This window comes from Enterobacter cloacae complex sp. 2022EL-00788, from assembly GCF_026627565.1.
GTDB classification, from domain to species: domain Bacteria; phylum Pseudomonadota; class Gammaproteobacteria; order Enterobacterales; family Enterobacteriaceae; genus Enterobacter; species Enterobacter pasteurii.
The window spans coordinates 1-18562 of the sequence record NZ_JAPNMC010000001.1 but is presented as its reverse complement, the minus strand read 5'-3'; the positions used below and the strand labels follow the sequence as shown (position 1 = coordinate 18562).

At 58.3% G+C, this 18562-nt stretch carries 12 protein-coding genes and 1 pseudogene; 3 read left to right on the top strand and 10 right to left on the bottom strand.

Translation table 11 applies throughout. From position 1 onward, the window contains the following. Nucleotides 1–80: 80 nt before the first annotated feature. The gene (gene malT / locus OWK27_RS00065) at nucleotides 81–2786 is read left to right on the top strand and encodes an HTH-type transcriptional regulator MalT (protein ID WP_267589474.1); all 2706 of its coding nucleotides are present in this window, start codon (nucleotides 81–83) and stop codon (nucleotides 2784–2786) included. A 46-nt stretch (nucleotides 2787–2832) separates the two neighbouring features. On the opposite strand, the gene OWK27_RS00060 is transcribed toward malT, so the two are convergent. From OWK27_RS00060 to glpE, 3 genes are read right to left on the bottom strand one after another with little or no spacing between them, the layout of a single operon-like run. Then, nucleotides 2833–3591 carry a DeoR/GlpR family transcriptional regulator gene (locus OWK27_RS00060; RefSeq protein ID WP_148420574.1) on the bottom strand — a complete coding sequence of 253 codons (759 nt, stop codon included), beginning with the start codon at nucleotides 3589–3591 and terminating at the stop codon, nucleotides 2833–2835. Nucleotides 3592–3607: 16 nt separating this feature from the next. After that, nucleotides 3608–4438: a rhomboid family intramembrane serine protease GlpG gene (glpG, locus tag OWK27_RS00055; protein ID WP_148420573.1), complete on the bottom strand. Its 831-nt coding sequence runs from the start codon at nucleotides 4436–4438 to the stop codon at nucleotides 3608–3610. A 47-nt stretch (nucleotides 4439–4485) separates the two neighbouring features. Beyond that, on the bottom strand, nucleotides 4486–4818 hold the full coding sequence (gene glpE, locus OWK27_RS00050; protein WP_114979336.1) for a thiosulfate sulfurtransferase GlpE: 333 nt from the start codon (nucleotides 4816–4818) through the stop codon (nucleotides 4486–4488). Nucleotides 4819–5068: 250 nt separating this feature from the next. On the opposite strand from glpE, the gene glpD reads away from it, so the two are divergent. Further along, a complete protein-coding gene (gene glpD / locus OWK27_RS00045) occupies nucleotides 5069–6577 on the top strand; it encodes a glycerol-3-phosphate dehydrogenase (protein WP_148420572.1) in 1509 nt (502 codons plus the stop codon). Nucleotides 6578–6674: 97 nt separating this feature from the next. Here glpD and glgP read toward each other — a convergent pair whose 3' ends face one another. The 6 genes from glgP to asd all read right to left on the bottom strand — a co-directional run bounded on the left by glgP (nucleotide 6675) and on the right by asd (nucleotide 17387). Further along, entirely contained in the window at nucleotides 6675–9122 is a 2448-nt protein-coding gene (gene glgP / locus OWK27_RS00040; protein WP_148420571.1) for a glycogen phosphorylase, read from the bottom strand. A gap of 18 nt (nucleotides 9123–9140) precedes the next feature. Beyond that, nucleotides 9141–10574: a glycogen synthase GlgA gene (gene glgA, locus OWK27_RS00035; RefSeq protein WP_148420608.1), complete on the bottom strand. Its 1434-nt coding sequence runs from the start codon at nucleotides 10572–10574 to the stop codon at nucleotides 9141–9143. Then, nucleotides 10574–11869 carry a glucose-1-phosphate adenylyltransferase gene (glgC, locus tag OWK27_RS00030; protein WP_148420570.1) on the bottom strand — a complete coding sequence of 432 codons (1296 nt, stop codon included), beginning with the start codon at nucleotides 11867–11869 and terminating at the stop codon, nucleotides 10574–10576. Before glgC ends, glgA begins: the two co-directional genes overlap by 1 nt. Nucleotides 11870–11886: 17 nt before the next feature. Continuing rightward, the gene (glgX, locus tag OWK27_RS00025) at nucleotides 11887–13860 is read right to left on the bottom strand and encodes a glycogen debranching protein GlgX (protein ID WP_252005011.1); all 1974 of its coding nucleotides are present in this window, start codon (nucleotides 13858–13860) and stop codon (nucleotides 11887–11889) included. Continuing rightward, complete coding sequence (glgB, locus tag OWK27_RS00020; protein WP_148420568.1) at nucleotides 13857–16043, bottom strand: 1,4-alpha-glucan branching enzyme; 2187 nt, start codon at nucleotides 16041–16043, stop codon at nucleotides 13857–13859. Before glgB ends, glgX begins: the two co-directional genes overlap by 4 nt. A gap of 240 nt (nucleotides 16044–16283) precedes the next feature. Beyond that, nucleotides 16284–17387, bottom strand: coding sequence for an aspartate-semialdehyde dehydrogenase (gene asd, locus OWK27_RS00015; RefSeq protein ID WP_193356545.1), 1104 nt, complete (start codon nucleotides 17385–17387; stop codon nucleotides 16284–16286). A 179-nt stretch (nucleotides 17388–17566) separates the two neighbouring features. Here asd and OWK27_RS00010 point away from each other — a divergent pair, with 179 nt between their 5' ends. Next, nucleotides 17567–18160: a YhgN family NAAT transporter gene (locus tag OWK27_RS00010; RefSeq protein ID WP_119937578.1), complete on the top strand. Its 594-nt coding sequence runs from the start codon at nucleotides 17567–17569 to the stop codon at nucleotides 18158–18160. A 193-nt stretch (nucleotides 18161–18353) separates the two neighbouring features. On the opposite strand, the pseudogene OWK27_RS00005 reads toward OWK27_RS00010, so the two are convergent. Continuing rightward, nucleotides 18354–18562 (bottom strand): annotated as a pseudogene (locus OWK27_RS00005) (IS4 family transposase); the annotation flags it as partial.

Genomic DNA, 18562 nt, shown 5'->3' with positions numbered 1-18562 from the left:
TTATTGGCCGAACTTATAGGCATTAATTACGAAGCGCAAAAAAAATAATTTCTCTCGTTCCCCACAGTGAAGTGAAAACTATGTTGATTCCGTCCAAATTAAGTCGCCCGGTTCGTCTTGACCATACTGTGGTCCGCGAGCGCCTGCTGGCTAAACTTTCCGGCGCGCATAATTTCCGACTGGCGCTGGTTACGAGTCCTGCAGGTTATGGAAAGACAACGCTCATTTCACAATGGGCGGCAGGCAAGAGCGATCTCGGCTGGTACTCCCTTGACGAGGGGGATAACCAGCAGGAGCGTTTTGCCAGCTATTTAATTGCCGCTATTCAGCAGGCAACCAACGGACACTGCGTCACCAGCGAAGTGATGGTGCAAAAGCGCCAGTACGCCAGCCTGTCCTCCCTTTTCTCGCAGCTGTTTATCGAGCTGGCCGAATGGCACCGTCCGCTGTACGTGGTGATTGATGATTACCATCTGATCACTAACCCGGTTATTCACGAGTCGATGCGTTTCTTCCTGCGCCACCAGCCGGAAAATCTGACGCTGGTCGTGCTGTCGCGTAACCTGCCGCAGCTGGGCATTGCCAACCTGCGCGTGCGCGATCAGCTGCTCGAAATCGGCAGCCAGCAGCTGGCTTTTACCCATCAGGAAGCGAAGCAGTTCTTTGACTGCCGTCTGACCTCTCCGATTGAAGCGTCTGAAAGCAGCCGCCTGTGTGATGATGTTGCTGGCTGGGCCACGGCGCTTCAGCTGATTGCCCTGTCCGCGCGGCAAAACAACAGCCCGACGCACCAGTCCGCGCGTCGCCTGGCGGGAATCAACGCCAGCCACCTGTCGGATTATCTGGTTGACGAGGTACTCGACAGCGTCGATCTCACTACCCGCCACTTCCTCCTGAAAAGCTCCCTGCTGCGCTCCATGAACGATGCGCTGATTGTGCGCGTCACCGGCATTGAAAACGGTCAGCTTCAGCTTGAAGAGATTGAACGTCAGGGCCTGTTCCTGACGCGGATGGACGATCCCGGCGAATGGTTTAGCTACCACCCGCTGTTTGGCAGCTTCCTGCGCCAGCGCTGCCAGTGGGAGCTGGCCGCTGAGCTGCCTGAAATACACCGCGCCGCCGCCGAAAGCTGGATGGCGCAAGGTTTTCCGAGCGAGGCTATCCACCACGCGCTGGCCGCCGGTGATGCCGGTATGCTGCGCGATATTCTGCTCAACCACGCGTGGGGGCTGTTCAACCACAGCGAGCTGACGCTGCTGGAAGAGTCGCTAAAAGCGCTGCCGTGGGAGAGCCTGCTGGAAAACCCGCGCCTGGTGCTGCTCCAGGCCTGGCTGATGCAGAGCCAGCATCGCTACAGCGAAGTGAACACCCTGCTGGCGCGCGCCGAGCAGGAGATGGAAAGCGAGATGGATGCCACCCTGCACGGCGAATTTAACGCCCTGCGTGCGCAGGTGGCGATTAATGACGGCGATCCGGACGAAGCTGAACGGCTGGCCATGGTCGCCCTGGATGAGCTGCCGCTGGCGAACTTCTACAGCCGCATTGTGGCCACCTCGGTGCACGGCGAAGTCCTGCACTGCAAAGGCGACCTCACGCGTTCGCTTTCACTGATGCAGCAAACCGAACAGATGGCGCGCCGCCACGATGTCTGGCACTACGCGCTGTGGAGCCTGATCCAGCAGAGCGAGATTTTGTTTGCTCAGGGGTTCCTGCAGGCCGCCTGGGAAAACCAGGAAAAAGCGTTCCAGCTAATCCGCGACCAGCATCTTGAGCAGCTGCCGATGCATGAGTTCCTGCTGCGCATTCGCGCCCAGCTGCTGTGGGCGTGGTCGCGGCTGGATGAAGCAGAAAGCTGCGCCCGTCAGGGTGTGAACGTGCTTTCCAGCTTCCAGCCGCAGCAGCAATTGCAGTGCCTGGCCCTGCTGGTGCAGTGCTCGCTGGCGCGCGGCGATCTGGATAATGCCCGTAACCATCTTAACCGCCTTGAAAACCTGCTCGGCAACGGTCAGTACCATAGCGATTGGGTATCCAACGCCGATAAGGTCCGGGTGATTTACTGGCAGATGACCGGCGATAAAAAATCCGCCGCCAACTGGCTGCGTCAGACGCCAAAACCGGCGTTTGCCAATAACCACTTCCTGCAAAGCCAGTGGCGCAATATCGCCCGCGTGCAGATCCTGCTGGGCGACTTCGAGCCTGCCGAGATCGTGCTGGAAGAGTTAAACGAAAACGCCCGCAGCCTGCGCCTGATGAGCGATTTGAACCGTAACCTGCTGCTGTTAAACCAGCTTTACTGGCAGGCGGGACGTAAAAGCGACGCCCAGCGCGTGCTGCTGGAAGCGTTGCAGCTGGCGAACCGCACCGGGTTTATCAGCCACTTTGTGATTGAGGGTGAAGTGATGGCGCAGCAGCTGCGCCAGCTGATTCAGCTCAACACGCTGCCGGAACTCGACCAGCATCGCGCCCAGCGCATTCTGCGCGAGATCAACCAGCACCACCGCCACAAGTTTGCGCATTTCGATGAGAACTTTGTTGAACGACTGCTGAAACATCCGGAAGTGCCGGAGCTTATCCGCACCAGCCCGCTCACCCAGCGTGAATGGCAGGTGCTGGGGCTAATCTATTCCGGCTACAGCAACGAGCAGATTGCCGGCGAGCTGGCGGTGGCGGCGACCACCATCAAAACGCACATTCGCAATCTGTATCAGAAGCTGGGCGTGGCGCACCGTCAGGACGCCGTGCAGCATGCGCAGCAGCTGCTGAAGATGATGGGGTACGGGGTCTGATGCCCTCACCCCGGCCCTCTCCCACAGGGAGAGGGAGAATGGCTTCTCAACATAACTCTAACTGCACATTATTATCCTTAATCACCTGCAGCACCCCCGCCGGCGGCATCACGTCGGTGTAAACCGCGTTGACCATGCTGATGCTGCCCATGTTCACCATCGCGTTACGGCCAAACTTGGAATGGTCCACCACCAGCATCACGTGGCGCGAGTTTTCTATAATCGCGCGCTTGGTGCGCACCTCGTGATAATCGAACTCCAGCAGCGAGCCGTCGGTGTCGATGCCGCTGATCCCCAGAATACCGAAATCGAGACGAAACTGAGAAATAAAATCGAGGGTCGCCTCGCCGATAATGCCACCGTCGCGGCTGCGCAGTTCGCCCCCCGCGAGAATGATGCGGAAATCATCTTTCTGCATCAGGGTGTTGGCCACGTTCAGGTTGTTGGTGACCACGCGCAGGTTCTCGTGACTGAGCAGCGCGTGGGCGACCGCTTCCGGCGTGGTGCCAATATCAATAAACAGCGTTGCGCCGTTCGGGATCTGGCTCGCCACTTTGCGGGCGATACGCTCTTTCTCTGCCGTTTGCGTGGCCTTACGGTCGTGCCACGAGGTATTCACCGAGCTGGACGGCAGCGCGGCGCCGCCGTGGTGTCGCAGGATACGGTTCTGATCGGCAAGGTCGTTCAGGTCACGACGGATGGTTTGCGGGCTGACGGCAAACTGCTCCACCAGCTCTTCGGTACTGACGTATCCCTGTTTTTTTACCAGTTCGATAATGGCGTCATGACGTTGTGTTTGTTTCATGAAATATCCCTGGGAATTATGTTCGTTTTCGCGCATGGAGCGTGTCGGCAAGCGCCATCGCCAGCCCGACCGCCAGCCCGGTAACGTGCGCACCGTTGGCGATAGACATACCAAACAGATCGAACCATCCGGCAATAAGCCATATTAACGCAAAGGTTATTAAGCCGCGTTGTAAATAGATGCCGCTATCCGGGTCGCGCTCGCCTCTGAGCCAGGCGTAACCCATCAGGGCGTACACCACGCCGGATAACCCGCCAAACCACGGGCCGCTGAATTTGTGCTGCACGTAGCCGCTCAGCAGGGCGCTAATGATGGTGATTACAATCAGCTTGCCGCTGCCGAGCCGCTTCTCCACCGCGCCGCCGAGATACCACCACCACAGCAGGTTAAAGAGAATATGCATTACCGAGAAGTGCATCAGCGCATGGGAGACGTAGCGCCAGACGTCAAACTCGAGGGAGGGATCGTACGGCCACGCCAGGGCCAGCATCACGCTCTGGTCGCCCACCACGTTCATAATAATGAAAACGAGGATACAGGCCGCCATCAGCAGCAGGGTAAACGGGCCTGCGCGCTCGCGGATCGTGGCAAGGAACGGAAAACGCTGATAATGCAGTCCGCTGCCGGTATGGCCGGACTGCCAGCTTGCCGCCAGATAGCGAGGGTCGCCAGGATTTTCCAGGAAGCGCGCCAGCTCGGCGTTAACGCGATCGGCCTGGCTTTCATCCGCCAGCCAGACGTCCGTTTGCGTATGCTGCTGAATAGTCAGGATAATGCCCTGCGTCGCCATATAGTCGACAAACGCCTGGGCGACGCGCGGGTTGCTAAAAGAGGTGATCATCAACATGGGCAGCGGTCGCTTATTTCCACACAAAAGGGGACAGTATAGCGGGATCAGCGCTCGAACGCGTATTCAACTTCTGCCGGGAAATGACGATGCCAGGCGTCGAAGCCGCCGTCGACGCTGTATACCGCATCGTAGCCCTGCTGGATCAGATACTGGGCCGCGCCTTTACTGCTGTTGCCGTGGTAGCACATGACCATCACCGGGGTTTCGAAGTCGTTATCGCGCATAAACGCCCCCAGCGTGTCGTTGGTCAGATGGAACGCGCCCGGGGTGTGGCCCATCGCAAAGCTCTGCGGATCGCGGATATCCACCAGCACCGCTGTTCCCTGATGCATCTTCTGATGGGCTTCTTCTACGTTAATACATTCAAACTGATCCATGGTGTTCTCTTTCTGTTGTTCAGGTTGGGTGCGCTCTGATGCCCTCACCCCAGCCCTCTCCCACGGGGAGAGGGAGAAAAGTTAGTCGCACTATTTTACCCCGTAGTGTACGTCCTGGCGGCGGGTAAACGCCATTATGTTATCCATATCACTCTAAATTGTTTTTTTGATGTTACCAAAAGCGCGTTCCTTTGCTATTATGAGCGATATCGAACATTTTTGAGCTTTAACGAAAGTGCATGAGGGTGTTATGGAAACCAAAGATCTGATTGTGATAGGCGGTGGCATCAACGGTGCCGGTATTGCGGTCGACGCCGCAGGACGCGGTTTATCCGTGCTGATGCTGGAAGCTAACGATCTCGCCTGCGCGACGTCGTCCGCCAGCTCCAAGCTGATCCACGGTGGCCTGCGCTACCTGGAACACTACGAATTCCGCCTGGTCAGCGAAGCGCTGGCCGAACGCGAAGTGCTGCTGAAGATGGCGCCGCATCTGGCAATCCCGATGCGCTTCCGCCTGCCCCACCGCCCGCACCTGCGTCCGGCGTGGATGATCCGCATTGGCCTGTTTATGTACGATCATCTCGGCAAACGCACCAGCCTGCCGGGTTCGAACGGTTTGCGTTTTGGCTCAGAATCGGTCCTTAAGCCTGAAATCGTGCGCGGTTTCGAATATTCCGACTGCTGGGTTGACGATGCGCGTCTGGTTCTGGCTAACGCGCAGATGGTTGAGAAGAAAGGCGGCGAGGTGAAAACCCGCACCCGCGCGACCGCCGCGCGTCGTGAAAACGGCCTGTGGATCGTGGAAGCGGAAGACGTGGATACCGGCGAGAAGTTCAGCTGGAAAGCGCGCGGCCTGGTGAACGCCACCGGCCCGTGGGTGAAACAGTTCTTCGACGACGGCATGCACCTGCCTTCACCGTACGGCATCCGCCTGATTAAGGGCAGCCACATCGTGGTGCCGCGCGTGCATACCCAGAAGCAGGCCTACATTCTGCAAAACGAAGACAAGCGCATCGTGTTTGTGATCCCGTGGATGGACGAGTTCTCCATCATCGGCACCACCGACGTGGAGTACAAGGGCGATCCGAAAAACGTGGAGATCGACGAGAGCGAGGTCAGCTACCTGCTGAAGGTGTATAACGCGCACTTTAAAAAGCAGCTTGCGCGCGATGACGTGGTCTGGACTTACTCCGGCGTGCGTCCGCTGTGCGATGACGAGTCTGATTCACCGCAGGCGATCACCCGCGACTACACGCTCGATATCCACGACGAAGGCGGTCAGGCGCCGCTGCTGTCAGTCTTTGGCGGCAAACTTACCACTTACCGCAAGCTGGCCGAGCACGCGCTGGAAAAACTGGCGCCGTACTATAAAGGCATTGGCCCGGCGTGGACCAAAGAGGCGGTGCTGCCTGGCGGTGATATCGGCGGAAACCGCGACGATTACGCCGCGAAGCTGCGCCGTCGCTACCCTTTCATCACCGAAGGTATGGCGCGCCACTATGCCCGCACCTACGGCAGCAATACCGAGCTGTTCCTGGGCGACGCGAAAGCGCTTGCCGATCTGGGCGAGCATTTCGGCCACGAGCTGTACGAAGCGGAGCTGCGCTACCTGGTTGAACACGAGTGGGTTCGCCGCCTGGAAGATGCCATCTGGCGCCGTACGAAAGAAGGGATGTGGCTCAACGCCGAGCAGCAGTCTCGCGTGGCGCAGTGGCTGGCGCAGCATGCGGGAAAGCGTGAGCTGTCGTTGGCGTCTTGATGCGATCGGTGCGGGCTGTCCCCCTCACCCTAACCCTCTCCCCTTCGGGGAGAGGTAACAAACGCTTAAATCGGCAACCAGGGTTGCCGCTTTGCTTTTATAGCCGCACCGGATCGATATGCCAGATATTCTCGGCATACTCCTTGATGGTTCTGTCCGACGAGAAGTAACCCATGTTGGCGATGTTATGCATCGCGGCGCTGGTCCACTTCTCCTGATGACGGTACAGCTCGTCCACCTTATCCTGACAATCCACGTAGCTGCGGTAATCCGCCAGCACCTGATAGTGGTCGCCAAAGTTAATCAGCGAATCCACCAGGTCACGGTAGCGGCCGGGCTCCTCAGGATTAAATACCCCGGTAGCGATTTGCGTCAGCACCTGGCGTAACTCCTCATCCTCTTCGTAATACTCGCGCGGCGAGTAGCCCTTCTTGCGAAGCGCCTCCACCTCTTCCGCCGTATTGCCGAAGATAAAGATATTCTCCGCCCCCACGTGGTCCAGCATCTCAACGTTGGCGCCGTCCAGCGTGCCGATGGTCAGCGCGCCGTTCAGGGCAAACTTCATGTTGCTGGTGCCGGACGCTTCCGTTCCCGCCGTGGAAATCTGCTCAGAGAGATCCGCCGCCGGAATAATCAGCTGCGCCAGACTCACGCTGTAGTTCGGGATAAACACCACCTTCAGCCTGTCGCCGATGTCCGGATCGTGGTTGACGACCTTCGCCACATCGTTGATGAGGTGAATGATGTGCTTCGCCATGTAGTAGGCGGACGCCGCCTTGCCGGCAAAGATTTTCACGCGCGGCACCCACTCCGCCGTCGGATCGGCCTTGATGCGGTTGTAGTGGGTAATAACGTGCAGCACGTTCATCAGCTGACGCTTGTACTCGTGGATACGCTTGATCTGCACGTCGAACAGCGCTTTCGGATTGGCGACCACGTTGAGGTGCATCGCCAGCCAGACTGCCAGACGCTTTTTGTTCAGCAGCTTGGCTTCCCGCACGGCTTTGTTCACCGTCGGGAAATCAATGTGCTGCTCAAGCTCGCTCAGCTGGCTCAAATCGGTGCGCCAGGTGCGGCCAATGTTCTCATCCAGCACGTCGGAGAGCGGCTGGTTCGCCAGCGCCAGCCAGCGGCGCGGCGTAACGCCGTTGGTCACGTTGCAGAAACGCGTCGGGAAGATCTTCGCGAAGTCCGCGAACAGCGACTGCACCATCAGGTTCGAGTGCAGCTCTGACACCCCGTTCACCTTGTGGCTGATCACCACCGCCAGCCAGGCCATGCGTACGCGACGGCCGTTGGATTCATCAATGATCGAGGCGCGGCTCAGCAAGCCGGTATCGTTCGGATACTGCTCCTGCAGGGTCTTGAGGAAGTAGTCGTTGATCTCGAAGATGATCTGCAGGTGGCGCGGCAGAATTTTGCCGAGCATGTCCACCGGCCACGTCTCCAGCGCTTCGCTCATCAGCGTGTGGTTGGTGTACGAGAACACCTGACAGGTCACTTCAAACGCGTCATCCCAGCTGAACTTATGCTCGTCAATCAGCAGGCGCATCAGCTCGGGGATCGACAGCACCGGATGGGTGTCGTTGAGGTGAATAGCGGTTTTCTCTGCCAGATTCGCGTAGGTTTTGTGCAGCTGATAGTGACGGCTGAGGATATCCTGAATCGTTGCCGAGACGAGGAAATACTCCTGACGCAGGCGCAGCTCGCGGCCCGAATAGGTCGAGTCATCCGGGTAGAGCACGCGGGAGACGTTCTCGGAGTGGTTTTTATCTTCCACCGCCGCGAAGTAATCGCCCTGGTTAAATTTACCCAGGTTGATCTCGCTACTGGCCTGCGCGTTCCACAGACGCAGCGTATTGGTCGCGTCGGTGTCGTAGCCGGGGATGATCTGGTCATAGGCAACGGCGAGGATCTCTTCGGTTTCCACCCAGCGGGATTTTTTCCCTTCCTGCTGTATGCGCCCGCCAAAACGCACCTTATAGCGCGTATTGTGGCGCTTGAACTCCCACGGGTTACCGTATTCCAGCCAGTAGTCCGGCGACTCTTTCTGACGGCCATCAACGATGTTCTGCTTGAACATGCCGTAGTCGTAGCGAATACCGTACCCGCGTCCCGGCAGCGCCAGCGTCGCCAGCGAATCAAGGAAGCAGGCGGCAAGACGCCCGAGACCGCCGTTACCCAGCCCCGGGTCGTTCTCTTCGTCAATCAGCTCTTCTAAATCCAGCCCCATCTCTTCCAGCGCGTTTTTAACGTCGTCGTAAATACCGAGCGACAGCAGCGCGTTGGAGAGGGTGCGGCCAATCAGAAATTCCATCGACAGGTAGTACACCTGTCGCGTCTCCTGCGACAGCTGGGCGCGGTTGGAGCGCAGCCAGCGTTCGACCATACGGTCCCGCACCGCAAACAGCGTGGCGTTCAGCCATTCGTGCTTGTTGGCAATAACGGGATCTTTTCCGATGGTAAACATCAGCTTATAGGCGATGGAGTGCTTTAACGCCTCAACGCTGAGCGTGGGTGAAGAGTAGCTAAATGGAGCATTCATATCAGTAACTTCGCCTCGTTACATCAAGCGTTGATAAAGGTCGCGGTAGGACTGCGCCGCAACGTGCCAGCCAAAGTCCATGGACATCGCCTGACGCTGCACGTAACGCCAGAGAGATGGACGGGACCACAAGACGAAAGCGCGCCGGATCGCGCGAAGCAGCGACCAGGCATTACTGTCCTCAAAGACGAACCCGCTGGCGATACCGTCCGCCAGGTTCTCCAGAGAACTATCCGACACCGTATCCGCCAGCCCGCCCGTGCGCCGCACCAGCGGCAGCGTGCCGTATTTCAGGCCATAGAGCTGCGTCAGGCCGCAGGGTTCGAATCGGCTCGGTACCAGAATGACGTCCGCGCCGCCCATGATGCGGTGGGAAAACGCTTCGTGATAGCCAATCTGTACGCCCACCTGCCCCGGATGTTCCGCCGCGGCCGCCAGGAAGCCTTCCTGCAACACCGGGTCGCCCGCGCCGAGCAGCGCCAGCTGGCCGCCCTGCTCAAGTAGCCCCGGCAGCGCCTCCAGCACCAGATCCAGCCCTTTCTGGCTGGTCAGGCGGCTGACCACCGCAAACAGCGGCACCTTGTCGTTGACCTTCAGCCCCATCGCAATCTGTAGCTGACGCTTGTTTTCCGCTTTATCTTCCACCGAGTCGCGCCCGTAGCGCGCCGCCAGCAGAAGATCGGTTTCCGGATTCCAGATCTGCTCATCCACGCCGTTCAGGATCCCCGACAGGCGACCTTCACGATGGCGCTGCTGCAGCAGGCCTTCCATGCCGTAGCCAAACTCCGGCTGGGTGATTTCTCGCGCATAGGTGGGGCTTACCGCCGTAATGTGGTCGGCGTAGTACAGCCCCGCCTTCAGGAACGAAATCTGCCCGTTAAACTCCAGCCCGTGCATGTTAAAGAACGACCATGGCAGATCGATGTCATTCATATGATGGGCGTAATACATGCCCTGATACGCCAGGTTGTGCACCGTAAACACCGACCTGGCCGGATGGCCTTTCGCCGCCAGATACGCGGGCGCAAGCCCGGCATGCCAGTCGTGCGCGTGTACCACGTCAGGACGCCAGAACGGATCCAGCCCGACCGCCATCTCTGCGCCCACCCAGCCGAGCAGCGCAAAGCGCAGCACGTTGTCGGTATAGGCGAACAGGTTGGTATCGTGATACGGGCTGCCCGGTCGGTTGTATAAATGCGGCGCATCAATCAGGTAAATCCCTACGCCATTGTAGTGTCCAAACAGCAGGGTGATACGTCCCGCGAAGGTTTCACGGCGGCTAACAACCTTTGCATCAGGAATACCGCGTCGGATATCCGGAAAAGCGGGCAACAACACGCGGGTATCTACCCCTCCGGCAATTTGCGCCGCCGGTAGTGCCCCAAGAACATCCGCCAGTCCGCCCGTTTTTAACAACGGGAACATCTCAGAACATACGTGTAAAACCTGCATCATCGCTCCTGTTTGATTTGCAGCTTCCGCAACATTTCCCGTGTTACTAACACGATCCCCTCTTCCGAACGGTAGAAACGACGCGCATCTTCTTCCGCGTTTTCGCCAATCACCATCCCTTCAGGAATGACGCAGGCACGGTCGATTACGCAACGACGCAGACGACACGAGCGCCCTACCCAGACATCCGGCAGCAGAACGGCCGAATCGATATTACAGAATGAGTTTATACGCACGCGCGGGAACAGCACGGACTGCACCACCACCGAACCGGAAATAATGCACCCGCCAGAAACCAGCGAGTTCAGCGTCATGCCGTGGCTGCCGGAACGGTCCTGCACGAACTTCGCGGGCGGCAGCGATTCCATATGGGTGCGAATCGGCCAGTTCTGGTCGTACATGTCCAGCTCGGGCGTTACGGACGCCAGATCGAGGTTGGCTTTCCAGTACGCTTCCAGGGTTCCCACGTCGCGCCAGTAAGGTTCCGCATTAGGATCGGACTGCACGCAGGACAGCGGGAAAGGGTGTGCATACGCCATGCCAGCTTTGGTGATTTTCGGAATAATGTCTTTGCCGAAATCGTGGCTTGAGTTTTCGTCTTTGTCGTCTTCTTCCAGCAGCTCATAAAGATAATCTGCATCAAAGACATAGATCCCCATGCTGGCGAGCGATTTGGTGTCGTCCCCCGGCATGGTTGGCGGGTTCGACGGCTTTTCGACAAAGTCGATAATCTTGTCGTCCGCATCCACGTGCATCACGCCAAAGGCGGTTGCTTCAGCAACGGGCACGGGCAAACACGCCACGGTGCATCGCGCCCCTTTTTCCACATGGTCGATCAGCATGTGGGAGTAATCCTGCTTGTAGATGTGGTCACCCGCGAGGATCACGATGTATTCCGCGTTGTAGCGGCGAATGATGTCGAGGTTTTGGGTTACGGCATCCGCCGTGCCGCGGTACCAGTTTTCCCCGTGAACGCGCTGCTGAGCGGGAAGCAGATCGACAAACTCGTTCATCTCTTCGCTGAAGAATGACCAGCCGCGCTGAATGTGTTGCACCAGCGTGTGCGACTGATACTGCGTAATGACGCCAATGCGGCGAATGCCTGAGTTCAGGCAGTTGGAGAGTGCAAAATCGATAATACGAAACTTACCACCAAAGTGAACCGCCGGCTTGGCGCGCTTGATGGTCAAATCTTTCAGACGGGTACCGCGCCCGCCCGCGAGTATCAGGGCAACTGTTTTTAATGGTAGCTGGCGTGCCAACATTAACGGATCGTTCTTCTCTAATCTAACCATGACTAACTCCTTTTTTATCATCTTTGGAATACGCACACTCCGTGCGCAGGCCCGTGCCAGACAGCCATAACTACCGGATTATCCGCTCCGGCAAAGGGAGGAACGGCTCGCCATTCCCCGTCAGGTAAAACAATCTCTGCGACGTCATCCGTCGCGTTGAGCGTGACCAGCCAGCGATCCGAAAGCAGGATCTGCAGGCGCGGTACGCCGTGTTGCCACTCTTGCGCGCTTAACGGTTGCGCGTCTTGATTCAGCCAGCGAACGTTGCCGTCGCCTTCTTCCCACCAGCGATCGGCGGTAAGCGCGGGAATGTGCTGGCGAAGATGGATCAGCGCCGCGGTGAAATGGATCAACCCGCTGTTCGCTTCTCCCCAGTCGAGCCAGGTCAGGGTATTGTCCTGGCAATAGGCGTTGTTGTTGCCGTGCTGGCTATGGCCGTGCTCATCGCCCGCCAGCAGCATCGGCGTGCCCTGCGACAGCAAAAGCGTCGTCAGCAGCGCATGAACGCTGGCGCGTCGCCGCTCGATCACGTCCAGACTTCCGCCTAACCCTTCTATACCATGATTGAAGCTATGGTTATTGTTAGTGCCATCGCGATTCTCCTCGCCGTTTGCCTCATTGTGTTTCTGATTGAAACAAACGCAGTCGCGCAGCGTGAAACCGTCGTGCGCCGTCACCAGATTGACGGTGGCCGACGGACGTTTTCCGTCACGCTTAAAGAGATCGCTGGAGCCGGCAAAGCGGCTGGCGAACTCTCCCAGCGACAGATCGCGCGCCAGCCAGAAGCGGCGGACGGCGTCGCGGAAGTGGTCGTTCCACTCGGCAAACAGCGGCGGGAAGTTCCCCACCTGGTAACCGCCCTCGCCGATATCCCACGGCTCCGCGATGAGCTTCACCTGTGAAAGTACCGGGCAGTTTTTTATCGCCTCAAACAGCGGCGCCTGCTGGCTGAATGCCGGAGTTCGCCCCATCACCGGCGCCAGGTCAAAACGAAAGCCGTCCACGTGGAACGTCTCAACCCAGTACTTCAGGCACTCGTACGCGTAATGCGTGACTGCCGGATGGCTAAGGTTGAGGGTGTTACCACAGCCGGTCCAGTTCTCGTAGTCGCCGTCTTCCCTGATCCAATAATAGCTACGGTTATCGATTCCGCGCTGTGAGAGCGTCGGGCCGTCCAGATCGCTTTCCGCGCTGTGGTTTAACACCACGTCGAGAATGACCTCAATTCCCGCCGCGTGAAGCGCCTTCACCGCGTCGCGAAACTCATCCCGCGCCTTCTCCGGATGCACCGCGTAGCGCGGGTCAAGGGCGAACATCGCCAGCGGGTTGTAGCCCCAGTAGTTGCTTAACCCAAGACGCTGAAGGCGCGGCTCGCTGGCGAAATGCGCCACCGGCAGCAGCTCCAGCGCGGTAATGCCCAGCTGCTTCAGGTAGGCGACCATCGTCGGATGCCCAAGCGCCTTATAGGTGCCGCGCATCTCTTTCGGGATCGACGGGTGCAGATACGTCAGCCCTTTGACGTGAGCTTCATAAATGACGGTATTGCCCCACGGCGTGTGCGGTGGGGCATCGTCTTCCCAGTCGTAGAGATCGTGCACCACCACGCTTTTGGGCGCGACGGACGCGCTGTCGCGGTGGTCGGGTTCACCGTAGCCGACGTGGAACAGCGGGTCGTCTTTAAACTCGCCGTCCACGCGGTGGGCACACGGGTCAATCAGCAGCTTCGCCGGGTTAAACCAGTGCCCCTGAGAAGGCGCCCAGGGGCCGTGAACGCGAAAACCGTAGTGCATCCCCGGCCGTCCTCCGGCCAGGTAGCCATGCCAGGTATCTCCCGTGCGCGCCGGTAAATCGTAACGATGCTCGTTACCTTCCCCGTCAAACACACAGAGTTCCACCCGCTCCGCGTGAGCAGAAAAGAGCGTGAAGTTCACCCCCTTTCCGTCAAAACTCGCCCCGAGCGGTTCGGGTTTACCTGCCGTAAGCTGCGTCATTCTCCCTCCCGCACCAGCCAGATGGTGCTAAGCGGCGGCAGCGTCAGGCTGAGGGAGTTCGGACGACCGTGGCTTTCGATGGCGTCGCTCTGCACCAGGCCACCGTTACCGGCGTTGCTGCCGTGGTAGTGCATGGAGTCGGTATTGAGAATTTCGCGCCATTTGCCCGGCTGGTTAATGCCGAAGCGGTAGTGCTCACGCGGCACCGGCGTGAAGTTGCTGGCAACGACGATCTCGTTACCCGCTTTGTCACGACGCACAAAGACGAACACCGAGCGCGCGTGGTCGTCCACCACCAGCCACTCAAAGCCATACGGATCGAAGTCCAGCTCGTGCAGCGCTTTGTGATGCCGGTAGGTCAGGTTCAGATCGCGGACCAGACGCTGCACGCCGTGGTGCCAGTTGTCAGCGCCTTCCAGCAGATGCCAGTCGAGGCTGGAGTCGTGGTTCCACTCGCGCCCCTGGGCAAACTCGTTGCCCATAAACAGCAGCTTTTTGCCCGGGAAGGCAAACATCCAGCCGTAGTAGGCGCGCAGGTTGGCAAACTTCTGCCACGCGTCGCCCGGCATGCGGTCGAGAATGGATTTTTTGCCGTGCACCACTTCATCGTGCGACAGCGGCAGCATGAAGTTTTCGGTGTAGTTGTAGAGCAGCCCGAAGGTGAGCTTGTCGTGATGATACTGACGATAAACCGGGTCGAGCTTCATGTAGTCGAGCGTGTCGTGCATCCAGCCAAGGTTCCACTTGTACCAGAAGCCCAGGCCGCCCGTTGACGGCGGACGCGAAACGCCCGGGAAGTCGGTGGACTCTTCCGCCATGGTCACGGCACCGTCGACCTGCTCGCCGATAATGCGGTTGGTGTTGCGCAGAAACTCAATCGCTTCCAGGTTCTCGCGACCGCCATACTCGTTCGGGATCCACTCGCCCTCTTTGCGGCTATAGTCGCGATAGATCATCGACGCCACCGCATCCACGCGCAGGGCATCAATGCCGAAGCGCTCGATCCAGTAGAGCGCGTTCCCGACCAGGTAGTTCGCTACCTCACGCCGCCCGTAGTTGTAGATCAGCGTATTCCAGTCCTGGTGATAGCCTTCGCGCGGGTCGCTGTGCTCGTACAGCTTCGTGCCGTCGAACTCGGCCAGCGCAAAATCATCCGACGGGAAGTGGCCCGGCACCCAGTCGAGAATGACGTTCAGGCCAGCGGCGTGCGCGGCATCAACGAAATAGCGGAAGTCATCGCGCGTGCCGAAGCGGCGGGTAGGCGCGTACATTCCGGTGGGCTGATAGCCCCAGCTCCCGTCGAAGGGGTGTTCGTTGATCGGCAGCAGCTCCAGATGGGTAAAGCCCATCCATTTGGCGTACGGTACCAGCTGGTCAGCCAGCTCGCGATAGCTCAGCCAGAAGTTGTCATCGGTGTGGCGGCGCCAGGAGCCGAGATGCACCTCATAAACGGAGATTGGCGCGTCGAAGCGGTTAGCCTGCTTGCGCTCCTCCGTCTGGACCACCTTCTCCGGCAGGCCGCAAATAAGAGAGGCGGTATTCGGGCGCAGCTCCGCTTCAAAGGCGTACGGGTCAGATTTAATACGCAGCTTGCCGTTGGCATCGATCATCTCAAACTTGTAGAGCTGACCGTTATGCGCCCCGGGGATAAACAGCTCCCAGATGCCGGTTTCCCGGCGCAGGCGCATGGGGTGGCGGCGGCCGTCCCAGTAGTTGAACTGCCCGACGACGGAGACGCGCCGGGCGTTTGGCGCCCATACGGCAAACCGCGTGCCGGTAATACCATCCATGGTATCCGCATGGGCACCCAGCGTTTCATAAGGCCGCAGATGGGTGCCTTCGGACAGCAGCCAGGCATCCATCTCTTTTAAGAGCGGACCAAAGCTATAGGGGTCGTCAATCAGGTTCTGCTGACCGTGCCAGATGACGGCAAGCTGATAACGAAAGGGGTTTTTACGACGAGGCATGACGCCTGAGAAGAAGCCACGCGAGTCGAGGCATTCCAGATTACCCACCTTGCGGCCGGTTTTGGGTTCGATAACCCATACTTCTGTTGCATCCGGTAACAGCGCGCGAACTTCCAGCCCGGCCTCTGTACGGTGCATCCCTAGCACAGAAAAGGGGTCGGCAAAATGACCCGCAATAAGCGCATTAATCACGTCTCTCGAAATACGATCGGACATGGTATTCATCCTGTTTTTTTATGTCGCCCTTTTTACTCGCTCCGGGACGACTTTTAATGTGACCTAAACGGTGCAGCTCATCCTCTCTGCTCCGTCCTACCCTCAGGTGAGAAATAAATCTTCCTTAAAGCATAGCCAACGACGAGGTTCCTCCTGATAAAAAATAAGACATCTGCGTTTTACTCCATGTAGTACGCACAAAAAGGGGGGCGATAATCACCCCCCATGTTTAACAAAGTATTACGCCAGCTGGCGCAGCATGCGGCGCAGCGGCTCGGCGGCACCCCACAGCAGCTGGTCGCCAACGGTGAACGCGGAGAGGTACTCCGGGCCCATGTTCAGCTTACGCAGACGGCCAACCGGCGTGGTCAGCGTGCCGGTGACGGCTGCCGGAGTCAGCTCGCGCATGGTGATATCACGATCGTTTGGCACCACTTTCGCCCACGGGTTGTGTGCGGCGAGCAGCTCTTCCACGGTCGGAATAGACACATCTTTTTTCAGTTTAATGGTGAAGGCCTGGCTGTGGCAGCGCAGCGCGCCGATACGCACGCACAGGCCGTCAACCGGAATGGTGTTCGCGGTAGCGAGGATTTTGTTGGTCTCAGCCTGGCCCTTCCACTCTTCGCGGGTCTGGCCGTTATCCAGCTGTTTGTCGATCCACGGGATCAGACCGCCGGCCAGCGGTACGCCAAAGTTATCGACCGGCAGCTCGCCGCTGCGGGTCAGCTGGGTGACTTTGCGCTCGATGTCCAGAATCGCGGAAGCCGGGTCGGCCAGCTCGGTCGCGACGCTCTGGTGCAGCTGGCCCATCTGCGTCAGCAGCTCGCGCATATGGCGCGCGCCGCCGCCGGATGCCGCCTGGTAGGTCGCCACGGAAACCCACTCCACCAGATCCTGGGCGAACAGGCCGCCGAGGGACATCAGCATCAGGCTGACGGTGCAGTTACCGCCGACAAAGGTTTTCACGCCGTTATTCAGGCCGTCGGTGATGACGTCCTGGTTAACCGGGTCGAGAATGATGATGGCATCGTCTTTCATGCGAAGCGAAGAGGCCGCGTCAATCCAGTAGCCCTGCCAGCCGCTTTCGCGCAGCTTCGGATAAATATCGTTGGTATAATCGCCGCCCTGGCAGGTCACAATAATGTCGAGTGCCTTCAGCGCTTCCAGATCGTAAGCATCCTGCAACGTGCCTGTGGTACCACCAAAGGACGGTGCAGCCTGGCCGAGCTGTGAAGTAGAGAAGAAGACCGGGCGGATGGCGTCGAAATCGCGCTCTTCAACCATGCGTTGCATGAGTACAGAGCCGACCATACCGCGCCAGCCGATAAAACCAACGTTTTTCATAGCATTTTTTTCCTGCAAGGGGTGTGTGCTGATTGTGCAAGCCAGTATTGAACTGGGATATGCTTCACATTACAAAATGCTGCCAAAGTCGCAAGCGAAATTAATCGATGATTGCCCGGCTATCAGAAAAAGTGCTAATCATCGGAATAACACTACTAAGACTCAGGGATAATTTAAAGATGAGTGAAATCATTTCCGCCGCGGTTTTATTGATCCTGATTATGGATCCACTCGGAAACCTGCCGATCTTCATGTCGGTGCTGAAACACACCGAGCCGAAGCGCCGCCGGGCGATCATGATCCGCGAGCTGCTCATCGCCCTGGTGGTGATGTTCATCTTCCTGTTCGCCGGTGAAAAAATCCTCGCGTTCCTGAACTTGCGCGCTGAAACGGTTTCGATTTCCGGCGGGATTATTCTGTTCCTGATTGCCATTAAGATGATTTTCCCGAGCGCGGAAGGCAGCAGCAGCGGCCTGCCTGCGGGTGAAGAGCCGTTTATCGTGCCGCTGGCGATTCCCCTGGTTGCCGGGCCGACGATTCTGGCCACATTGATGCTGCTGTCGCATCAGTACCCGAATCAGATGAGCCACCTGGTCATTGCCCTGCTGATCGCCTGGGGCGGAACGTTCATTATTCTGCTGCAGTCGTCGCTGTTCCTGCGCCTGCTGGGCGAAAAAGGGGTGAACGCGCTGGAGCGTCTGATGGGGCTGATTCTGGTGATGATGGCGACGCAGATGTTCCTGGACGGGATACGGGCGTGGATGAAGGGCTAGGTAAAAGCAAAACGGCAATCTTCGATTGCCGTTTTTAGTGGTTGCTCCCTCTCCCCGTGGGAGAGGGAGAAAACCGGAGTGACTTTTAGGTCGGGTAAGGCGAAGCCGCCACCCGACAAAATAAGATCTCTGCGGCCTGTTGCCCTCACCCCCACCCCTCTCCCACAGGGCTGAGGGATCCCCAGTAATATGGTCATACCACCATGACCATATTACTGTACTCTTTTCCCAGCTTTTTCATCTCGTTAACTATATTCAGGCGTCTTACTTTCCCGGGCTCATGCCGGATGACTTCTTCTGCCAGACTCAGGTATGACAGAACCCGTCTGTGCCTGATGCTGCTTGCCTGATAGTGCCAGTGTAAACACTGCCTTTCTGCCCTGTAACCTGCCAGCCACATCA